The sequence below is a fragment of the Pseudomonadota bacterium genome (assembly GCA_008501635.1).
In the GTDB taxonomy this organism is placed as follows: Bacteria; Pseudomonadota; Gammaproteobacteria; order QQUJ01; family QQUJ01; genus QQUJ01.
Genome location: QQUJ01000004.1, coordinates 20,734 through 40,400, shown reverse-complemented (window position 1 = coordinate 40,400; position 19,667 = coordinate 20,734). Strand labels below are relative to the sequence as shown.

Sequence of the window (19,667 nt, the reverse complement as noted above, 5' to 3'; positions counted from 1 at the left end):
AATGTTATCAAACCAGTATAGGCGCCATCAGTGAACAGCAGAAGGTGACGAATGGGAGGGGACGATATTTGAAATCCGCATTGCTCGTACCGTTCGTAACCGCAGGTGATTGTCGGCGGTAGCGGTGGATATCACGCAGTTGCAGGCTGATCCCCGCACCCAGGTTGAGGTATGTCAACCGCCGGTGAGGTGTGGGAGGCTCGATGGGGTTCGCCGCGCGCGTGGCGCACCGGCCCTGCTCCTCGCCGTGTGGGTGTTTGCCGGCAGCCTCCCAGCCTTTGCCATTGAAATGAGCACGGGCGTACGCGACGATGGGCGGGCCTATTGGCGAATGGATGCACAAGGGTTCCAGGTCGAACTGGTCCAGCTGCAGCCGAATCAGGTGCGCGCTTTCTATATCGCGCGGGGTTTCAGTGCCGAGCAGGCTGAATCACTGGCGGTCACCTGTCTCATGCAGATGATCGTGCGGAATGCACAACCGACCGGGGCGCAGCCGATTCAACTGCCACTGGCACACTGGGGGGTCCACACCGCGGCCGGCCGGCAGCCGCTGCGGCTTACCGGCGACTGGGATACGCTCTGGGACGCGCAGGGCACGGCGCCCGAAGCACGGCTGGCATTTCGCTGGGCGTTGTTTCCGGTTGACCAGACCTTCCACCCTGGGGATGGCAACTGGGGCATGATCACTACGGGTCTGGCGGTCGGGACCCGATTCGACCTGCTCATGCAGTGGATGCGGGGAGCACAGACCGAAACGGCGGCGATGAGATCGCTGCAATGCGCCGCTGACACCCGATGAGGAGGGGCATGAATAGAAAACAATGGCCGGTCATCGGGCTGGTCCTGTTCCTGGTGACAGGACTGCTTCCAACCGCGGTCTACCCTCAGACGTTGAGCAGTATCCCCGGTGCACCCCTGGCGCATGAGTTTGCGTTGCGGGATCTGGATGGAAAGATCCACCGCCTCTCGGATTACCGCGGCAAGGTGGTGATCGTGAACTTCTGGGCCACCTGGTGCCCACCCTGCCGGCGCGAAATGCCGTCGATGCAGCGGGCCTGGGAGCAGTTGCAGTCCCAAGGCGTGGTCATGCTCGCCGTCAATGTCGGACAGAAGGAAGAACAGGTGTGGTCGTACGCTGCCGCGGCGCAGCTCACCTTTCCGATTCTGCTCGATGAGTACGGAAAAACCAGCAGCAGCTGGCCGGTGATCGGATTGCCGACCACCTTTGTGATCGATCCTCAGGGGCGTCTGGTCTATAAAGCCGTCGGGGATCGCGAATGGGATGACCCGGCGCTGCTCGATCCGATTCGCGCCCTGGCAGACCAGGCGCATACCACTTGAAGTCAACCTCCCTGGCGGACCAGCGGTTTCCCGGTCGCGCCGCGCCTGCCAGCGCTGACTCCCCTCAAAGCCTAGCGACTCAATAGTCCCGGTATTCGCGAAACACGCGCAGCTCATCATGCCTGCCGATGCTGACCACGGTGTAGGGATCCTTACGATTCCCCATCTCCATCCCCGGCGAGCCGACCACCATGCCGGGCACGGCGAGGCCCTTGATCTGCGGGCGTTGGGTGAGCAACCGCCTGATATCTGTGGCGGGCACATGACCTTCAATGAGGTAGCCGTCGATCGTGGCGGTGTGGCATGAGCGCACCGCACCGGGTACCCCCAGGTGATCCTTGATGGGAGTCATGTCCGCTTCCGTGTGATCCTCAACCGTGAAGCCATGGTTGCGCAAATGTGTCAGCCAATTCTTGCAGCAGTCGCAGGTGGGGCTGCGATAGACAGTGATTACCGAAGGGGTGGTGTTCGCATCTTTGGATGCACCGTTCTCCTCGGCGACGGACGTTTGCACGCCAAGGAGGGAGGCGGTAAGGAGCATTGCCAGGGAAACAAGTGTGTATTTCATTGGATCTACCCTCCGGGAGTGCATGTCGTTCGCGAACGCATAGTATGGTTTCTCAATGATAGAGGCGTCACGCCCTGCCGAGTTCCCTGCGGACCTGCGTGGAGCGCTGCTTGCACAATGCCATGGATCTACTTCCTGTTGTTCTTCCAGTCACGCACCACGATCACCGTGCAGTGGGCGTGACGCGTCACGCGCTCGGCGGTGGAGCCAAGCAGAAAGCTCCCTATCTTGCCCAGCCGTTGGCTGCGGATCACGATCAGGTCGATCTCGCGTTGCTTGGCCTCGCGCAGGATCTGTTCGTAGGCACGGCCCTCGCCTATCGTGGTCGCTACCTTGATACCGGCCGGGATGTTCTGCTCCACCCACTCGGCGAGTTTCTCATTGGTCTCCCTGGTCGCGGTTTCGCGTGCCGAAGCCGGGAAATAGGAGGCGACCACCGGCATGCCGAATCCGGGCAGTACGTGCATGACAATCAGCTCGGCACCGTCGCGGCGTGCAAAATCGAGTGCCACCTCCAGCGTGTCTTCGTTGGCGCGCGGCCCCTGCAGGGCGACGGGGAGCAATATCCGTTTGAACATGATCGATTCCTCGTTACGGCAATGGCACTGTGGTTAGGCGGTTTCCTCAGCTTCGCGGAGCTTGCGACGTGCCTTCTGCATCGCGTAGAACGCGCCGTAGGTGATCAGGCAGGCGGCCTGAACGATCTCGCGGGTCACCGGCAGTGCATCCTCGATGATGCCGGGCCGGAACATGAACAGGGCGAGCGCCAGTAACAGCAGGCGTTCGAACCAGTTGCAGTGATCGGCCGCGTAGCCCTGCATGAACGAGGCGAAGGCGAACATGGCGGCGAGCGACACGACGAAGACCCAGCCGATCTTGACGATGCTGTCGAGCCAGATGATCTCACCGCCGGCACCCACACCGGCGATCATCAGCAGTTCGGTATTGAAGAGGAAGATGAACGGCAGGATGGCGGTGCGCAGATCGTAGGTAAATCCCTGGATGCCGGTGATGATGGGATCGCTGCGCGCAATGGCTGCCGCGGCGTAAGCGGCCAATCCCACCGGCGGCGTGTCGTCGGCCAGAATGCCGAAGTAGAAGACGAACAGGTGCGCGGCGATCAGCGGGAACACCAGGCCGGCGTCACCGCCCAGATGAACGATCACCGGCGCGGTCAGCGTCGCCATGATGATGTAGTTGGCCGTGGTGGGAAGACCCATGCCGAGGATCATGCTGGTGATGGCGGTGAGGATCAGCATCAGGTAGACGTTGCCGAAGCTGATCACATCGATCACGTTGACAAAACGCCCCACCAGTCCGGTGATGGTGACGACGCCGACGATGATGCCCGCAGCCGCCGTCGCCACACCGACCGAGATCATGTTGCGCGCACCGGCGATCAGGCCGTTCCAGATATCCATGACGCCGTCTTTGAGCGCGGCGACAAGAAGGGCGCCGACAGCGGTGTTGGTATCGAGCGTGCCTGCCTTGCGATGCGCGCTGAACGCCAGCCAGGCGATGATCGGACGCTGGATGAGCATGATCACGACAATGGATTGAATCGCATGCAACGCCGCGGTGATGGCCGAGTAGCGCAGCACCACCAGGTAGGTGATCAGGACCAGCAAAGGAATGAGATAGTGGATGCCGCGCAGGAAGGTTTTCAGCAGCTCCGGCAGCTCATCCTTGGACAGCGCACGAATATCGAGCTTCATCGCCTCGAGATGCACCACGTAAAACAGTGCGAGATAGGAGATCAGCGCCGGGATGATCGCGGCACGTACCACATCGATGTAAGGGATGCCGATAATCTCGGCCATGATGAATGCGGCCGCACCCATGATCGGCGGCATCAGCTGGCCGTTGGTGGACGCGGCCACCTCCACGGCGGCGGCCTTGTGTGCGGGCAGACCGACCTTTTTCATCAGCGGAATGGTGAAGGTGCCGGTAGTGACCGTATTGGCGATGGATGAGCCGCTCACCAGACCGGTGAGCCCCGAGGCGACGATGGCCGCTTTGGCCGGACCGCCGCGCAGTCCGCCGAGCCCCGCGAACGCGACGTCGATGAAGTATTTTCCGGCACCGGCTTTGTCGAGCATCGCGCCGAACAGTACGAACAGGAAAACGAAACTGGTCGACACGCCCAGCGGCACACCGAAGATGCCGGTGTCCGAGAGGTACATGTCGTTGATAACGAAGTCGAGCGGGATGCCGCGGTGGCGCAGAAATTCCGGCAGGTAGGGGCCAACGAAACAGTAGGCGATGAAAATCATCCCTAGAATCGGCAACGCCGGACCGAGTGCGCGCCGTGCCGCCTCGAGCAGGAAGACGAGCATGACAACACCCATCCAGACATCGAGTTCACTCGGCAGCCCCGAGCGCTGGATGATGTTCTCGTAATCCCACCAGATGTAGAGCGCAGCAGCTGCCGCGATGGCAGCGAAGAGGAAATCGTAGATCGGAATGTAGTCGCGGTTGGAGCGTCGGGCATCGAAATTTGGCCAGACCTTGCGAATCAGCAGCAGCCACCTGGGCGGGCTCGATTCCTTGTAGAGCGGGTAGGCGAGAAAGACCAGGCAGATGGCAAAGGCCAGGTGCCAGGACCGCGCGATGATCGCGTTGATCGGCTGGTAGGCGATGTAGAGCTGAAAGACCGACCAGACGACACAAAGTCCGACTATCAATGCCGCCGTGAAGCGGTTGACCGGCTCGCGTGGTCCGGTCTCGACCTCGGCGACGATCTCTTGAGCCTTGGTGTTGGCGACGACATCGGGGATATCACGCGCACCGGGCTTGCTTGGGTCGGTCATGCTCCAGTCCCTTGTCGTTTATGCGTGCGGCGCTGGTATGCGGTGGCACCGGGGATGTTTAAGGGCTGTAAATGACAGGGGAGAGCGACGCTCTCCCCTGTGGTAACGGCGTTAGCCTAGAGCGTACTGGGCAGCTTCCAACCACGTTCCTTGTAGTATTTTGCCGCACCCGGATGCAGCGGCGCTGAAAGTCCGCCGAGCATCTCCTGGGGCTCCAAATTCTTGAAGGCAGCGTGAGACGCACGCAGTTCGTCGATGTTCTCGAAGATGATCTTCGTCACGTCGTAGATCATCTGCTCCGAGGCTTCGGCGCTGGCTACCACGGTAGCCTTCACGGCGAATGTCTCGACCGGTTTGTCCACTCCCTTATAGGTGCCGGGCTTGATGGCGGTCATCACGTAGAAGGGCTTGTCGCTGATGAACTCCTTGATGCCCTTCGAATTGACCGGTACGAGGGTAATGTCGGTCGAGTTGGCCGGTTCCTCGATGGCGGCGCTCGGATTGCCCACCGTATAGAAGAAGGCGTCGATCTTGCGGTCGACCAGTGCGCGCGAAGCGTCGTGCTGCTGCAGACCTTCGGACTGCATGTCCTTGTCCTTGTCGATACCGTAGATCTTCAGTACGTCTTCGGCGTTGCCGCGCTGTCCGGAGCCGGGGTTACCGATATTGACCCGCTTGCCCTTGAGGTCGCTGACCATCTTGATGCCGGAATCCTTGCGGGTCACCACCAGCACGGTTTCGGGATGCATGCTGAAGACGCTGCGCAGGCCCGTGACAGGATTGCCCTCCCAATCGGCTGTGCCTTTGTAGGCCTGGAAATTGCGATCCGACTGCGCCACACCGAAATCGAGCAGACCGCGATTGACGGCGTTGATATTGAACACCGAGCCCAGCGCCGGACGTCCGACACAGTTGTACTTGCCGTCGGAGTGCTTGTTGATCAGATTGCAGACGTGGAGCGCTACCTGGTAATAGACGCCGGTGACTGAGCCACCACCGATCAGCAGGTCCTGGGACGCGCGAACGGGAGTCGCGCTGACCGCGAGTGCTATGACGGTGGCAGAAAGAAAAGCCTGAAAAATCCTGTGCATGGTGCCTCCTAATGTGTTTGGCTTTTATCGATGAGACGGTGATCACGAATACGCGTGCACCGAGAAATGACAGGCCGGGGGTGATGCCGCCCATACTCCTTTAGCCTAGCTGCAAATGGGGGAGTTACAAGCCGGCCTGGATTCTGGTGCCGGCGATATTGCACTGCGTCACAAGGCGCGAACCCAGTTGCAGAGTCGATCGATGGCGGTCAGCACGGCGCCGCAGTGCTGGTCGAGGAAGTCATCCGGCAACTCCACGTCCAGCGCTACGGTCTCGGCGCTGACCAGCGCACGCCCCCCGTCAAAGTCGACAAAGGCCATGCGTGCCGTGAACTCATCGGCGGGTCGGCCGAACTCGCTGCCGGGCAGCATCGCGACACCCGTCTCTTCCAGCACGCGTTCGCAGAACTGGGCGCTGCTCTGTATCCCGATGCGGGAAAAGGCTTCGCCAAACGGCGCGAAATCGGGAAAGACGTAGAAACCGCCCTGCGGTTTATCCACCTGAACCCCCGCGCGCTGCAGACGGGTCGCAACCTCATGGCCGAGGCGTTTCAGCACGCGCCGGCTGTTGCACAGGTAGCGTTCGATTTCGATGCCGCCTTCGTAGGCGCGCACCGCGGCGTGCTGGATCGGCGCGCTGGTGGAGGTGAAGGTCTCGCTGGCAACCACGGACATGGCGTCCTGCAGCCAGCGCAGGTTGTGCGGAAAGGTGAAGGTGCCGAGGCGCCAGCCGCCGGCGCCACACCATTTGCTCAATCCGGCGCTGATGATGGTGCCTTCGGGGTAGAAGCGCGCGATGGAGGCGTGCTGACCCTCGAAATGCATCTCGCCATAAATCTCGTCGGAGAGCAGGATCACGCGGTAATGGCGTGCCACCTCGGCCAGGGCCTCCAACTCGTCGAGGGCAAAGGTCATGCCGCTGGGATTGTTGGGGTAGTTGAGGATGACGATGCGCGGGCGCTTGGGATCCTTGCGACAGAGTGCATCCAGACCGGCGGGGGTCAGGCGCCAGCCATCCTCGGCGCGTGTCGATACCCAGCGGATGTGGCGCCCGATGATCATCGCCTGCGGCGCGTAGGAGACCCAGCTGGGGGTCGGAATCACCAGATCGCCGTAGTAGACGAGCTGTACGAGAAACATCAGCTCCTTGGAGCCGGGGCCGATCAGGACATCCTCGCCCGAATAGTCGACGCCCTCCTGGCGACGGTGATAGTTGGCCACCGCGTCGCGCAGTTGGCGCAAGCCCTTGACCGGCAGGTAGTCCTTCTGATGGGCGTTGGCCTTGAGCTCTTCGATGACCGGCATAGCGACCGGAAAGGGGGATTGACCCAGGCCGAGTTTGAAGACTTCACGACCTTCGTGGCGGAGCTGGGCGCAGCGCTCGTTGATCGCCAACGTGGCGGATTGCGAGAGTTCGCGCACGTTGAGATTGAGGTGAACGTCGGGGTAATACGCTTCGTTGAAAGCCATGGTGTCCCTCTTCGTTGGCGCGGTCACAAAGGGATCAATCGTTGGTCTCCGCCAATATCCAGCCGCGTTCCAGGTAGTAGCGCTCGGCGCCCGGGTGCAGCGCTGCGGTGAGCGAGGCGAGCATGATGTTGGGTGTGAGTCCGTGTAGCGCCGGATGCAGGCCGCGCAGTTCGTCGAGGTGCTCGAAGACGATGCGTGTCACGTCGTAGACCAGCTCCTCGGGTGTGTTGGTACTGCTGACCAGCGAGGCCCGCACGCCATACGTGGGTGTTGCCTGGTCGTTGCCCGGATAGGTTCCGGCCGGTATCTCCGTCATCATGTAATAGGTCTTGCCTGAGACGAAGTGCAGAATCGCCTCTCCGTTCAGCGGAATGAGCACCAGCTCCGTTTGAGTGGCAGGCACCTGAATCGCGTCGCTGGGATTCCCCGCGGTATAGAAAAAGGCGTCGATCTCGCCGTCGACGATGGCGCGTGCGGCTTCATGCTGTTGCCACTCGGAGGCCACCAGATCCTTCGCGAGATCGAAACCGTGCAGACGCAGGATATCTTCGGCATTACCCCGTTGGCCCGATCCCGGATTACCGATATTGACCCTCTTGCCACGCAGATCCTCGATGCTGCGGATGCCCGAGTCGCGCCGGGCCACCAACATCACCGTCTCGGGATGCAGGCTGAAAACGCTGCGCAGGCTTTCCGTGGGTTTGCCCTGCCAGTCCGAGCGTCCCAGCGTGGCCTGCCAGTTGCGATCGGATTGCGCCATACCGAAATCGAGCAGGCCGCCGGTTACGGCGTTGATATTGAATACCGAGCCGAGCGCCGGGCGTCCGCTGCATTGGTATTTGCCGCCGGAATAGCGATTGACCAGGTCGCAGATGTGCTGGGCGACGCCGAAATAGAGCCCCGTGATCGAACCCGCTCCGATCATGATTTCCTGACGGGCGTTGCTGGGCGGTGCCAGCAGAATCATGGCCGCTGTCATCAGTGTCATCACGGTGCGTTGGAGTCTCATGGCGATGGGCGGTCCGGATTCATTTGAGGCTGTTGGAAGTCGCTACCTGTTGCATAAGCCTAGCCATTATCGAACGACTTGCGAAGAAAAAGGGCGGATCCAAAGAGAAGGGCGGCAGCCACAGTGTGGCTCCGCCCTCATCAGATGGCGCTCCCTAGGGGACTCGAACCCCTGTTACCGACGTGAGAGGCCAGCGTCCTAGACCACTAGACGAAGGGAGCTAAAAAGAAATCGCCTCCAACTGCGGGAGGCTTTGAGCGCGTGGTAGTATACGCGCACTTTACCCCCCTGTGAACATGGTCGAGCCTCCTGGGCTGACACGTTACCGCTACGCTCTCGCCAACGCTGCCGGAGGTGCACGATTTCCGAACCACTCATCATTTCGCGATCCGAACACATCGTTTCGCGGGCCAATATCAGCGAAAACTCCCTCAAGGTGCTCTATCGGTTGCGCGGCGCCGGGTATCAGGGATATCTGGTCGGTGGCGGTGTCCGTGACCTGCTGCTGGGACGGGAGCCCAAGGATTTCGATATCGCCACCGACGCCAGGCCGGAGGAGATACGCGAGCTGTTCCGCAATTGCCGTCTGATCGGGCGGCGTTTTCGCCTCGCGCACGTGCGCTTTCGCAATGAGGTCATCGAAGTGGCGACCTTCCGCGCTTTGCACGAACAAGGGGATGATGCCGATGAGGAATCGGAAGAGCGGGAGATAGAGAACGGCCGCATTCTGCGTGATAACGTTTTCGGCACCATCGAAGAAGACGCGTGGCGCCGTGATTTCACGGTCAATGCGCTCTTCTACAATGTCGATGACTTCTCGGTTGTGGATTATGTCGGTGGAATGGCCGATCTCAACGACGGCGTGTTACGCCTGATCGGCGATCCCGAACAGCGCTATCGTGAGGACCCGGTGCGCATGCTGCGTGCGGTGCGCTTTGCCGCCAAGTTGGGTTTCATCATCCACCCCGGTACCGAAGCACCGATCGCCCGCCTGGCATCGCTGCTGCTTGAAATCCCGCCCGCGCGTCTCTTTGAAGAGGTATTGAAGATCTTTCTCGGCGGCTATGCTGTGCAGACCTTCGAGAAGCTGCGTCACTACGGGCTCTTCGCCCACCTGTTCCCGCAAACCGAGCGCAGTCTCGCCCACGAGGAGAAGGGGTTCCCCATCACTTTCGTGGCACGCGCCCTGGAGAATACCGACAATCGTATCGCCGAGGGCAAGCCGGTGACGCCGGCGTTTCTCTTCGCCGCATTGCTGTGGGAGCCGGTGCGCGAGCGCGCGGCCCAATTGCGAACGGAGGGTGCGGATGAGCAGGTGGCGACGCAGCAGGCCGCGGACGAGGTGCTGGCACGGCAGATCGAGCGGGTGTCCATTCCGCGCCGGTTTTCCGTGCCGATGCGCGAGATCTGGCAGTTGCAGTGGCGATTGGCACGGCCGGGGGGCAAGCGTGCCTGGCGGCTGGCAGCTCATCCGCGCTTTCGGGCGGGCTACGACTTCCTGCTGCTGCGCGCCGAGTCGGGAGAAATCGAGCCTGCGATGGCGGAGTGGTGGACGCGCTTCCAGGAAGGCGATCATACCGATCAACAAGGGATGGTCGACAAGCTGAGCACGCCGCGGCGCAAACCGCGGCGCCGGTCACGCCGGCGAAAATCCTCCGACACACCCTCCGGCGAGGCATGAGTCCACGCGTTCGGCGAGTACGCGCCTTTGTCGGATTGGGCGGCAACCTGGGCGACGCGGCGGCCACGCTGCACGCTGCGATCGCGGCACTGCGCGAGTGGCCGCAGATCGATCTGGGCGCCTGTTCCGGCCTCTACCGTAGCGCCCCGCTGGGACCGCAGGATCAACCCGACTACCACAACGCGGTCGCAGAGCTGTTTACCGGGCTCCCGGCGGATGCCCTGCTGGCGGGGTTGCAGCGCATCGAACTCCGTTTCGGCCGCGAACGCACCGGGGTGCGCTGGGGGCCGCGCACGCTGGATCTCGATCTGCTGCTCTATGGCGATGCGGTCATTGGCAATCCAAGGCTCACTGTTCCGCATCCGGGGCTGCGCGAACGCGCCTTCATCTTGTATCCTCTGCACGAGATTGCGCCGACGTTGGCGCTCCCCGGGGGCGAGCGAATTTCCGATCTGTTGGAGCGGGTTCCAGCGGACGGACTGCAACGCGTTGATGGATCCGAATGACCAGCATGATTGCCAAAGAGCAACCACACTATATCGTTGTCGAAGGGCCTGTCGGTGTGGGCAAAACCAGCCTGGCGCGGCGTCTGGCCGAGACTTACGAGTCCGACCCGCTGCTGGAGAACGTCGACGACAACCCCTTTCTCGAGCGCTTCTACCAGGATCCGCGCAGTGCTGCGCTGGCGGTGCAACTGCAGTTTCTCTTCACCCGGTCCCAACAGGTCCAGGCGCTGCGCCAATCGGATCTGTTCCGCCCCTCGTTCGTCGCCGATTTCATGTTGGAAAAGGACCGGCTCTTCGCTCAGCTGACCCTCGACGAAAATGAGCTGCGGCTCTACGAACAGGTCTACGAGCGGGTCGAGATCGACGCGCCGATCCCCGATCTGGTGATCTATCTGCAGGCTCCCGTGGACGTGCTGGCGCGACGCATCGCCCAACGCGGCCGACGCTCCGAGCGGGCGATCGATGCGGGCTACCTGACGCGCCTGTCGGAGACTTACACCCGGTTTTTCTACCACTACGACGCGTCGCCGCTGCTGATTGTCAACGCGGCCGGCATCGATCTGGTCAATAACGATCGCGACTATGAACAGCTCTTGCAGCAGATCCGCGGGATCCGCAGCGGACGTCACTATTTCAATCCCGCCCCGATTGCGCTGTAACGCACCACTCAAAGATTTCTCGTCTGATTAAAGAGTAACCACTTGAAATGCTTTGTTTATTTTTCTGTGTTCTCAGTGACCTGGCACGAGCATCATGGCGGGAAGTTTTTATTTCCGGTTCTTGCAGCTCCCGGCTGTCGGCGCTTGACCGCCACGGATTGCTGTGGTGCACTGCAAAAAACTGACGCTGGTTTAAACCAAGGGCGCGTTATAATACGCGCCTTTCCCTTTGGCGGGTGGTTATGAGTTCGCACGCGGAACAGAAGAATTCGGCAGTGACCGTCTCACGGTTGGCCAAGATCAAACAGGCCGGGGAGAAGTTCGCCTGCCTGACGGCCTACGACGCCAGTTTCGCTGCTCAGTTGGAGGCGGCCGGTGTCGAGGTGATCCTGGTCGGCGATTCCCTGGGCATGGTGGTGCAGGGGTACGAGACCACGGTGCCGGTCACCATCGAAGAGATCATCTACCACACGCAGTGCGTGGCCAGGGCACGGCAAAACGCCCTGTTGATGGCCGATATGCCCTTCATGACCTACGCCACCCCCGAGCAGGCGATCCACAATGCCGCGCGGCTGATGCGCGAGGGCGGGGCGCAGATGGTCAAGCTCGAGGGAGCGGCGATTCAGGTCGAAACCGTGCGTGAACTCGCGGCCAGGGGCATTCCGGTCTGCGCGCATATCGGTCTCCAGCCCCAACTGATCCATAAGCTCGGTGGTTACCGGGTACAGGGCCGCGAGACCGATGCGGCGCGCGCCATGGTCGCCGATGCCATTGCGCTGCAGAATGTCGGTGCCGATATCCTGCTGCTGGAGTGCGTTCCCACCGCACTCGCTGCGGAGATTACCCAGACGCTTTCCATTCCGGTCATCGGCATCGGCGCCGGTCCCGAAACCGACGGTCAGATTCTGGTGCTCTACGACATGCTGGGCATCACCTTCGGCCGCAAACCGAGCTTCGTCAAAGACTTCATGGTCGACACGGGCGATATCGGCGCCGCGGTGCGCGCCTACGTCACTGCCGTCAAGAACGGTACCTTCCCGGCACCAGAACACAGCTTCGAGTGATGCAAACGGTAACTACAGTCGCCGATCTCAGGGCGGCGGTGGCCGGGTGGCGCACCGCCGGTCAGCGGGTGGCACTGGTGCCAACCATGGGGAATCTGCACGAGGGGCACCTGCAACTGGTCGATCGTGCCCGTGCGCTGGCCGATCGGGTGGTGGTGAGCATTTTCGTCAATCCGACTCAATTCAGCCCCAATGAAGACTTTGCGCGCTATCCCCGTACGCTCGAAAGCGATAGCGCAAAACTGGAACCACGCGGTACCGATCTGATCTTCGCGCCCTCGGTGGAAGAGGTCTATCCCGAAGGCACCGCGATGCGCACCCGCGTGGAGGTGCCGGGGCTCTCCGACGAATTGTGCGGTTCGTTTCGCCCCCATCACTTCGCCGGCGTGGCAACGGTGGTGACCAAACTGTTCGGCATGGTGCAGCCCGATGTGGCGGTCTTCGGCACCAAGGATTTTCAGCAGTTGCTGGTGATTCGCCACCTGGTGGTCGATCTGCACCTGCCGGTGGCCATCGAGGGGGTGACGACGGTGCGCGAGCCCGACGGGCTGGCCATGAGTTCGCGCAATGCCTATCTGTCGGCGGAAGATCGGCAGACGGCGACGGCGATCAATCGCTGCCTGCGCCACACCGCCCAGCGCCTGCTGGCCGGGGAGCGTGATTTCGCCGCCCTGGAGGCCGAAGGCGCGGCGGCGTTGCAGAGCGTGGGTTTCCGTCCCGACTACTACGCCGTGCGCCGTTCGGTGGATCTCGATCTGCCCGCGCCTGAAGACAAGGATTTGGTGGTGCTCACCGCTGCTCATATAGGCGGCGCGCGCCTGATCGACAACCTGCCGGTACAGATCCCCTGAGCGGCGGGCGAGCAACTCAAACCGGGGAGCAATGCCGATATGATAGTGACGCTACTGAAATCCAAACTTCATCAGGCGCGGGTGACCCACGCGGAGCTGGAGTACGAGGGCTCGTGCGCCATCGACAGTGACCTGATGGAGGCCGCGGGCATCCACGAATACGAGATGCTGCACATCTACAATCTGGCCAACGGCGAGCGGTTCAGTACCTACGCGATCCGCGGCGAGGCGGGTTCCGGGATCATCTCGGTCAATGGCGCGGCGGCCCACAAGGCAAGTCCTGGCGATCGGGTGATCATCTGCGTCTACGCCCAGCTCAATCAGCAGGAGCTGCTGAACCACAAGCCGCGTCTGGTCTATTGCAACGAGCGCAACGAGATCGCACGCCAGAGCAACGCGATTCCCGCTCAGGTCGCCTGAACAAAACAGTCCGGCCTGTAAAGAGGCCTGCCCCTCGAGGCAGGCCTTTTTATTGCGCCGGCGAAGAGACGTGCGTGAGTTTGAAACAGTCCTCGCGCCACAGGCACTGGCTTTGATCGCAACGGCCCGCGCTGGCCGTTCCGAAACACGGAAAGTTGCCTTCGCTGACCTGAATGGCGCGCACCAGCGCCAGTTTGGATTTGGGCAGGGGTCGAATAGCTCTGGATTGGGCGATGGCCCGAATCTCCGCCATGTTCATGACTCTCTCCTCCTTGCGTCGAATCGTGCTCCCTTTTTTTTCGGACTTCTTATGACAGGGGTGTTTTGGATTCCAAAAGGCTGCGATAGAGCGCAGCGTACTGGCGGGCACTGCGGGTCCAACTGAAATCCTGCGCCATGCCGCTCAGCATCAGCTTACGCCACGCTTTCGGATCGCGATAGAGGGTCAGGGCGCGTTGTACCGCCATTCGCAGATCGAAGGCATCGGCGTGATCAAAGACGAACCCGGTGGCGATACCCGAGGCCAGGGTGTGGTCGATGGCGTCGACGACGCTGTCGGCCAATCCGCCCACCCGATGAACCACGGGCACGGTGCCGTAACGCAGGCTGTAGATCTGATTGAGCCCGCACGGCTCGAAGCGCGATGGCATGAGGAAGATATCGGCGCCCGCCTCGATGCGGTGGGCCAGTCCCTCGTCGTAGCCGATCCGGATCGCGACGCGCTCGGGGTGCAGGCGCGCGGCCTCGAGCAGGGCCAGCTCCAGCCAGCGCTCACCGCTGCCGAGGATGGCCAGTTGAAATTCGACGCTCTCGGGCAGGGCATCCAGGGCTTCAAGAATCAGATCGACACCCTTTTGCTCCACCAGGCGCCCGATATGCGCCAACAGGGGAGTCTGCGCGGCCACCGGCAGGCCCAGTTCCTCCTGCAGCGCTGCCTTGCACACACTCTTGCCGGCCAGTTGTTCGGCGCTGTAGTGAGCCGGGAGATGGGGATCGTCCCGGGGATTCCACTGTGAATAATCGACGCCGTTGAGGATACCGTGCAGGTGTTCGGCACGGCTGCGCAGCAGTCCCTCCAGCCCGTAGCCGAAGGCGGCGTGGCAGATTTCGCGGGCGTAGGTGGGGCTCACGGTGGTGACCGCATCGGCGAACGCGATCCCGCCCTTGATGAAACTCAGGTGGTCGTGAAATTCCAGCCCGTCGATGGACCACAGGGCGCTCGGCAGTTGCAGCTCCGTCAGCCACTGGGCCGGATAGATCCCCTGGTAGGCGAGATTGTGAATGGTGAAGACGCTACGCGGTCGCTGAGTCTCCAGGCTCAACAGCGCGGGCACCAACCCCGCTTGCCAATCGTGACAATGCACGATATCCGGTTGCCAGTCGAGGCCGGCCTGGTCCCGGGCGAGGAGTGCGGCAACCCGAGCGAACAGGGCGAAGCGTAGCGGATTATCGGGCCAGCCGCTGCCGTCCGCGGCGGTGTAGGGGTTGCCGATCCGGTCGAAGTAAGCCGGCGCTTCCACCAGATAGAGGGGCACCGACGAGCCCGGCAGGCGCCCCTTCAGCACCGCGACCGGCTCATCGCTGGTCGGCACCTGCAGCGTCGCCACCGGGCGCAGCTTCCCGGCGCGCTCCTTGACCTGGGGGTAGGCGGGCAGCAGCAGGCGCACGTCGTTGCGCAGTTGCCGCAACGCTTTGGGCAGCGCCCCAGAGACGTCGGCGAGACCGCCGGTCTTGATCAGGGGGTGCGCTTCGCTGGTGACGAATAGGATTTTCATGGAAAGGTCGTTGGTCGCCCGCAGCCACTATAACCGAAGCTGCGCGTAAACGGATGCAGGCCGCCTCTATTTCGCGGTTCGTATTCATCGGGATCGGATGCTAGGATCGCCTCCCAGCACACCCCAACAATGCAACGGGCAGAGCATGACGGCTTTGACGCAATCCCCGGCATGGAAGGCGCTACTCGCGCATAAGCGCGACATCGCCACCGTGCACATGCGCGATCTGTTCGCCGAGGATCCCGATCGGTTCCAACGTTTCTCCCTGTCGTTGGGCGATCTGCTGTTCGACTACTCCAAGCACCGAATCACCCGCGACACGCTCGGGATGCTCGTCGCGCTGGCCGAGGCGCGCGAGTTGCCGCGCTGGATAGAAAGATTCTTCAACGGCGAGCGAATCAATCACACCGAACAACGCGCGGCTCTGCACATGGCGCTGCGCAACCGCTCGGATCGGCCCTATGCCGTCGATGGCGAAGACGTGATGCCTGCGGTGCGCCGCGTGTTTGCGCAGATGCGCGAGTTTACGGGTCAGTTGCGCGCGGGGGCCTGGCGCGGCCATACCGGCAAGCCGGTCGCCGATGTGGTGAACATCGGTATCGGCGGATCCGATCTCGGACCGCAAATGGTGTGCGCCGCGCTCGAACCTTACGCCGCGGCGCACCTGCGGGCGCACTTCGTCTCCAATGTCGATGGCGCGCACATCGGGGCAACGCTGAAGCACCTCGATCCGGAACGCACCCTGTTCGTCATCGCCTCCAAGACCTTTACCACGCAGGAGACGCTGACCAACGCCCATACGGCGCGGCGATGGCTGGTGGAAAGGCTCGGCGACGAGCGCGCGGTGGCCAGGCACTTCGTCGCGATTTCGACCAACACGGCGGGGGTGCGTGAGTTCGGTATCGATACCGCCAACATGTTCGCCTTCTGGGATTGGGTGGGCGGGCGCTACTCGCTGTGGTCGGCCATTGGCCTGCCCATTGCGCTCTACGTGGGCATGGAGCGCTTCGAGGAACTGCTCGCCGGAGCGTACGCGGTGGACGAGCATTTCCGCAGCGCCCCCCTGGAACGGAACCTGCCGGTACTCATGGCGCTGCTCGGTGTCTGGTACACGAACTTCTTCGGCGCCGAGACCCACGCCGTGTTCCCCTACGAGCAACGCCTGGCGCGGCTGCCCGCCTATCTGCAGCAGCTGGAGATGGAGAGTAACGGCAAATGCGTGGATCGCGACGGCGAGCTTGTCGATTATGCGACCTGCCCGATCATCTGGGGCGAACCGGGCACCAACGGACAGCACGCCTTTTTCCAACTGCTGCACCAGGGCACGCGCCTGATCCCAACCGATTTTCTGCTGGCGGCGGAGAGCGCCTACCCGCTGGGGGATCACCAGCAGAAGCTGATCGCCAACTGCCTGTCGCAGAGCGAGGCCCTGATGCGCGGCAAAAGCGAAGCCGAAGCGCGAATCGAGCTCTCCCAGGCCGGCTTGAGTGATGCCGCGTTGGAACGGTTGCTGCCCTACAAGCTGTTTCCCGGCAACCAGCCCAGTTCGACACTGCTCTATCGCGCACTCGATCCGCACACCCTCGGTATGCTCATCGCGCTCTACGAGCACAAGGTATTCGTCCAGTCGGTGATCTGGAATCTCAATCCTTTCGACCAGTGGGGCGTGGAGCTGGGCAAGCAGCTGGCGGCTACCCTGTTGCGTGAGTTGTCCGGTGAGTCGACCGGGGCGGATCACGATGTCTCGACCCGGACGTTGGTGGAATTGCTGAGACGTTGATGGGGGATCGAACTGTGCAACGAAGGCTATCACCCTGGCTGAGGCTTGAGAGGTGAACAGGCCTTTGACGGCGATCGGTCGTTGGCTGGCGCGGTACCTCACGCAGCCCGTTGCCGGTCATCACGCATTTTCTGTGCATGACCCCGATACATTGGAGCGCATCCTCCAACCCGCTGATGTGTTGCTGGTAGAGGGCGAACTGCGCATCAGCACCGCCATCAAGTATTTGACGCAATCGACATGGTCGCACGCCGCGCTCTATGTGGGCGACGCCGTGGCGCCGCCGCCGGGCAATGCGGGGTTTGGCATGCTGATCGAGGCCGATATCGAGCAGGGTGTGATCGCCGTCCCCCTCAGCAAATACCATTCGTTCAATACCCGCGTCTGCCGACCCGTGGGATTAAGCGAAAGCGATCGCCGCGAGGTGGTCCAATCCATGGTCGAGAGCCTTGGCATGCAATACGATCTGAAAAACGTCGTCGATCTGATGCGCTACCTGTTGCCGCTCCCGCCGGTGCCGAGTCGCCATCGGCGCGGCATGTTGGCGCTCGGCAGCGGTGATCCAACGCGGGCTATTTGCTCCAGCCTGATTGCCCAAGCCTTCCAACGGGTTCGCTACCCTATCCTGCCGGGTGTCGAGCGCTGTCCCGACAATCTGCGGGGGAGGCGTATGCGCCGCGAAATCTACCGCATCCGGCATCACAGCCTGTTTGCACCGCGTGATTTCGATCTGTCGCCCTATTTCCAGATTGTCAAACCCACCCTCGACTCGGGATTCGACTACCAGGCGATACAGTGGAACGACGCGACCGACGAGGCGGCTGCCCCTGCCCCATCCGACGCGAGTCGATGACTCGTACCGGGGCGGCGAGATCATCGATCGTGTGCTGTGTGCGATTCCAATCCGAACTCGATTGAATGAAGCAGCGGCGGACAAAAGTGCTTTGCACCCTCACGATGAGAATGAATTGCGTTTTAATACCCACACTTGATCAAAGCCTATCGCGGGTGCAGACTGTGATTCGCGTTGCGGTACGATGGCGCACCACCAATCACATAACAACAAAGCTGATCGACGGATTAGGAGCTGCTGTACGGATGGGTAGCCGATTCTGGGTTGTCGTTCACCGTAGGTGGATTACCGGCAGATCACCCGACGTTTCTGACTCCTCAGACACGCTTCGCTATGCATGCGCCGCAAGCGCCTGCCCCCTGGACAGAAGGGTGCGGATGCTCGGGGTATCACCTCGTGTGCTGCAACGGGGCAGGTCATGAGCGTTCTGTTGTGGCTCAAGCCCGGCGAGCGCACCTTTGCGCGCGGCGGGATTCATCCCGCCGAGCACAAAGAGCTCACCGCCACCTGCGCCATCGAGTCGTTTGTTCCCAGCAGTGTCACCGTCCCCGTCAGTCAGAGCCTCGGCCCGGCCGCCAAACCGCTGGTCGAAAAAAAGGATCTGGTCAAACGCGGCGACGTGATCGCCGAAGCCCCGGATGGGCTGCGCATTCACGCCCCGATCTCCGGCATCGTCAAAAACGTCCAGCGCGAACCGCATCCGGTGCTGGTGCACGACACCGCAATCACCATCCTCGCCAAGCCCACCGACGACGAGCCCGAATTCCCCGAACAGCCGGGCTGGATGGAACTGTCGCGCGAGGTGATGCTGGAGAAGATCAAACACGGCGGACTGGTCGGCCTCGGCGGCGCGGCCTTTCCCACCTACCGCAAGCTGACACTGCCGCCCGATGCCAAAATCGACACCCTGCTGATCAACGGTTCCGAGTGCGAGCCCTACCTCACCTGCGATTACCGGCTGATGCTGGAGGATGCCGAGAAAGTGGTGCTCGGCGCCTGGACCATCGCCAGGATGATCGGTGTCAATCGCTGCCTGATCGGGGTCGAGGACAACAAGCAACCCGCGGTCGAGGCGCTGCGCGCGGCGATCGAGCGCCTCGGCATCGAGAGCCTGCCGTTCCCGGTCGCCATGGAGGTGGTGCTCACCGAGACCAAGTACCCGCAGGGCGCCGAGCGCCAGCTGATCGAGGCGCTCACCGGCCGGGTGGTGCCGCGTCGCGGCCTGCCGCTGCAGGTCGGTATCGTGGTGCAGAACGTCGCGACCGCGTACGCCTGTCTCGAGGCGATCCGCAACGACAAGCCGGTGATCGACCGCGTGGTGACGGTCTCCGGTCTCGGTATCGCCCAACCCAAGAATCTGCGCGTGCCCATCGGCACGTCGATCGCGGCGCTGCTCGAACACTGCGGGGGCTTTAACGGCGAGGTGGTGAAGGTGCTGGCGGGCGGTCCGATGATGGGCCGTGCCCTGGCCGATCTCAATGTGCCGGTGGTCAAGGGCACCAGCGGCCTGCTGTTTCTGACCCGCAGCGAAACCAACCTCGACCGCTACGGCGCCTGCATCGGTTGCGGCGAATGCCTCGACGTCTGCCCCCTGGGTCTGGAACCCAACAAGGTGTCGCAGTACGTGGAGTGGGGGCGGCCGCTGGAGACCGAGGTCTACGGCGTGCTGGACTGCTTCGAATGCGGCTGCTGCTCCTATGTCTGCCCCTCGAACCGGCCGCTGGTGCAGTTCATGCAGGTGGCCAAAACCGCGTATCGAAACCAGGCCCGGAGCCGGCAATGAACATGG

The 19,667-nt window shown here is 62.2% G+C and carries 19 protein-coding genes and 1 tRNA gene; 11 read left to right on the top strand and 9 right to left on the bottom strand.

Annotated features, from left to right (window positions below; translation table 11 throughout):
* Nucleotides 1–109: 109 nt before the first annotated feature.
* Entirely contained in the window at nucleotides 110–799 is a 690-nt protein-coding gene (locus DWQ09_00875; protein KAA3630337.1) for a hypothetical protein, read from the top strand.
* 8 nt (nucleotides 800–807) lie between these two features.
* The gene (locus DWQ09_00870; GenBank protein KAA3630336.1) at nucleotides 808–1,341 is read left to right on the top strand and encodes a TlpA family protein disulfide reductase; all 534 of its coding nucleotides are present in this window, start codon (nucleotides 808–810) and stop codon (nucleotides 1,339–1,341) included.
* Between the two features lie 79 nt (nucleotides 1,342–1,420).
* Here DWQ09_00870 and DWQ09_00865 read toward each other — a convergent pair whose 3' ends face one another.
* From DWQ09_00865 to DWQ09_00835, 7 genes are all read right to left on the bottom strand, one after another.
* Nucleotides 1,421–1,909, bottom strand: coding sequence for a DUF411 domain-containing protein (locus DWQ09_00865; GenBank protein KAA3630335.1), 489 nt, complete (start codon nucleotides 1,907–1,909; stop codon nucleotides 1,421–1,423).
* 128 nt (nucleotides 1,910–2,037) lie between these two features.
* Complete coding sequence (locus DWQ09_00860; GenBank protein KAA3630334.1) at nucleotides 2,038–2,487, bottom strand: universal stress protein; 450 nt, start codon at nucleotides 2,485–2,487, stop codon at nucleotides 2,038–2,040.
* Nucleotides 2,488–2,520: 33 nt separating this feature from the next.
* Entirely contained in the window at nucleotides 2,521–4,719 is a 2,199-nt protein-coding gene (locus DWQ09_00855) for a TRAP transporter permease (protein ID KAA3630333.1), read from the bottom strand.
* A 116-nt stretch (nucleotides 4,720–4,835) separates the two neighbouring features.
* The gene (locus tag DWQ09_00850; protein ID KAA3630332.1) at nucleotides 4,836–5,810 is read right to left on the bottom strand and encodes a C4-dicarboxylate ABC transporter substrate-binding protein; all 975 of its coding nucleotides are present in this window, start codon (nucleotides 5,808–5,810) and stop codon (nucleotides 4,836–4,838) included.
* Nucleotides 5,811–5,978: 168 nt separating this feature from the next.
* The gene (locus DWQ09_00845; protein KAA3630331.1) at nucleotides 5,979–7,280 is read right to left on the bottom strand and encodes an aminotransferase class I/II-fold pyridoxal phosphate-dependent enzyme; all 1,302 of its coding nucleotides are present in this window, start codon (nucleotides 7,278–7,280) and stop codon (nucleotides 5,979–5,981) included.
* 34 nt (nucleotides 7,281–7,314) lie between these two features.
* Nucleotides 7,315–8,289, bottom strand: coding sequence for a C4-dicarboxylate ABC transporter substrate-binding protein (locus tag DWQ09_00840; GenBank protein ID KAA3630330.1), 975 nt, complete (start codon nucleotides 8,287–8,289; stop codon nucleotides 7,315–7,317).
* 145 nt (nucleotides 8,290–8,434) lie between these two features.
* Nucleotides 8,435–8,510 (bottom strand) — tRNA-Glu (locus DWQ09_00835).
* A 140-nt stretch (nucleotides 8,511–8,650) separates the two neighbouring features.
* On the opposite strand from DWQ09_00835, the gene pcnB reads away from it, so the two are divergent.
* From pcnB to DWQ09_00805, 6 genes are all read left to right on the top strand, one after another.
* Nucleotides 8,651–9,970: a polynucleotide adenylyltransferase PcnB gene (gene pcnB, locus DWQ09_00830; GenBank protein ID KAA3630329.1), complete on the top strand. Its 1,320-nt coding sequence runs from the start codon at nucleotides 8,651–8,653 to the stop codon at nucleotides 9,968–9,970.
* Nucleotides 9,967–10,476, top strand: coding sequence for a 2-amino-4-hydroxy-6-hydroxymethyldihydropteridine diphosphokinase (gene folK, locus DWQ09_00825; protein KAA3630328.1), 510 nt, complete (start codon nucleotides 9,967–9,969; stop codon nucleotides 10,474–10,476). The genes pcnB and folK overlap by 4 nt, the downstream gene beginning before the upstream one ends.
* A gap of 5 nt (nucleotides 10,477–10,481) precedes the next feature.
* Entirely contained in the window at nucleotides 10,482–11,135 is a 654-nt protein-coding gene (locus DWQ09_00820) for a deoxynucleoside kinase (GenBank protein ID KAA3630360.1), read from the top strand.
* 242 nt (nucleotides 11,136–11,377) lie between these two features.
* Nucleotides 11,378–12,199: a 3-methyl-2-oxobutanoate hydroxymethyltransferase gene (gene panB, locus DWQ09_00815; GenBank protein ID KAA3630327.1), complete on the top strand. Its 822-nt coding sequence runs from the start codon at nucleotides 11,378–11,380 to the stop codon at nucleotides 12,197–12,199.
* Nucleotides 12,199–13,050, top strand: coding sequence for a pantoate--beta-alanine ligase (locus DWQ09_00810; protein ID KAA3630326.1), 852 nt, complete (start codon nucleotides 12,199–12,201; stop codon nucleotides 13,048–13,050). The genes panB and DWQ09_00810 overlap by 1 nt, the downstream gene beginning before the upstream one ends.
* A 39-nt stretch (nucleotides 13,051–13,089) precedes the next feature.
* The gene (locus tag DWQ09_00805; GenBank protein ID KAA3630325.1) at nucleotides 13,090–13,470 is read left to right on the top strand and encodes an aspartate 1-decarboxylase; all 381 of its coding nucleotides are present in this window, start codon (nucleotides 13,090–13,092) and stop codon (nucleotides 13,468–13,470) included.
* A 49-nt stretch (nucleotides 13,471–13,519) separates the two neighbouring features.
* Here the strand turns inward: DWQ09_00805 and DWQ09_00800 are convergent, their stop codons facing one another.
* A complete protein-coding gene (locus DWQ09_00800) occupies nucleotides 13,520–13,729 on the bottom strand; it encodes an SAP domain-containing protein (GenBank protein KAA3630324.1) in 210 nt (69 codons plus the stop codon).
* A gap of 49 nt (nucleotides 13,730–13,778) precedes the next feature.
* On the bottom strand, nucleotides 13,779–15,245 hold the full coding sequence (locus tag DWQ09_00795; GenBank protein KAA3630323.1) for a glycogen synthase GlgA: 1,467 nt from the start codon (nucleotides 15,243–15,245) through the stop codon (nucleotides 13,779–13,781).
* 145 nt (nucleotides 15,246–15,390) lie between these two features.
* Between DWQ09_00795 and DWQ09_00790 the strand changes: the two genes are divergently transcribed.
* The 3 genes from DWQ09_00790 to DWQ09_00780 all read left to right on the top strand — a co-directional run bounded on the left by DWQ09_00790 (nucleotide 15,391) and on the right by DWQ09_00780 (nucleotide 19,661).
* The gene (locus DWQ09_00790; protein KAA3630322.1) at nucleotides 15,391–17,025 is read left to right on the top strand and encodes a glucose-6-phosphate isomerase; all 1,635 of its coding nucleotides are present in this window, start codon (nucleotides 15,391–15,393) and stop codon (nucleotides 17,023–17,025) included.
* A 52-nt stretch (nucleotides 17,026–17,077) separates the two neighbouring features.
* Nucleotides 17,078–17,878 carry a lipo-like protein gene (locus DWQ09_00785; protein ID KAA3630321.1) on the top strand — a complete coding sequence of 267 codons (801 nt, stop codon included), beginning with the start codon at nucleotides 17,078–17,080 and terminating at the stop codon, nucleotides 17,876–17,878.
* A gap of 337 nt (nucleotides 17,879–18,215) precedes the next feature.
* Nucleotides 18,216–19,661: an electron transport complex subunit RsxC gene (locus tag DWQ09_00780; GenBank protein KAA3630320.1), complete on the top strand. Its 1,446-nt coding sequence runs from the start codon at nucleotides 18,216–18,218 to the stop codon at nucleotides 19,659–19,661.
* Nucleotides 19,662–19,667: the final 6 nt, after the last annotated feature.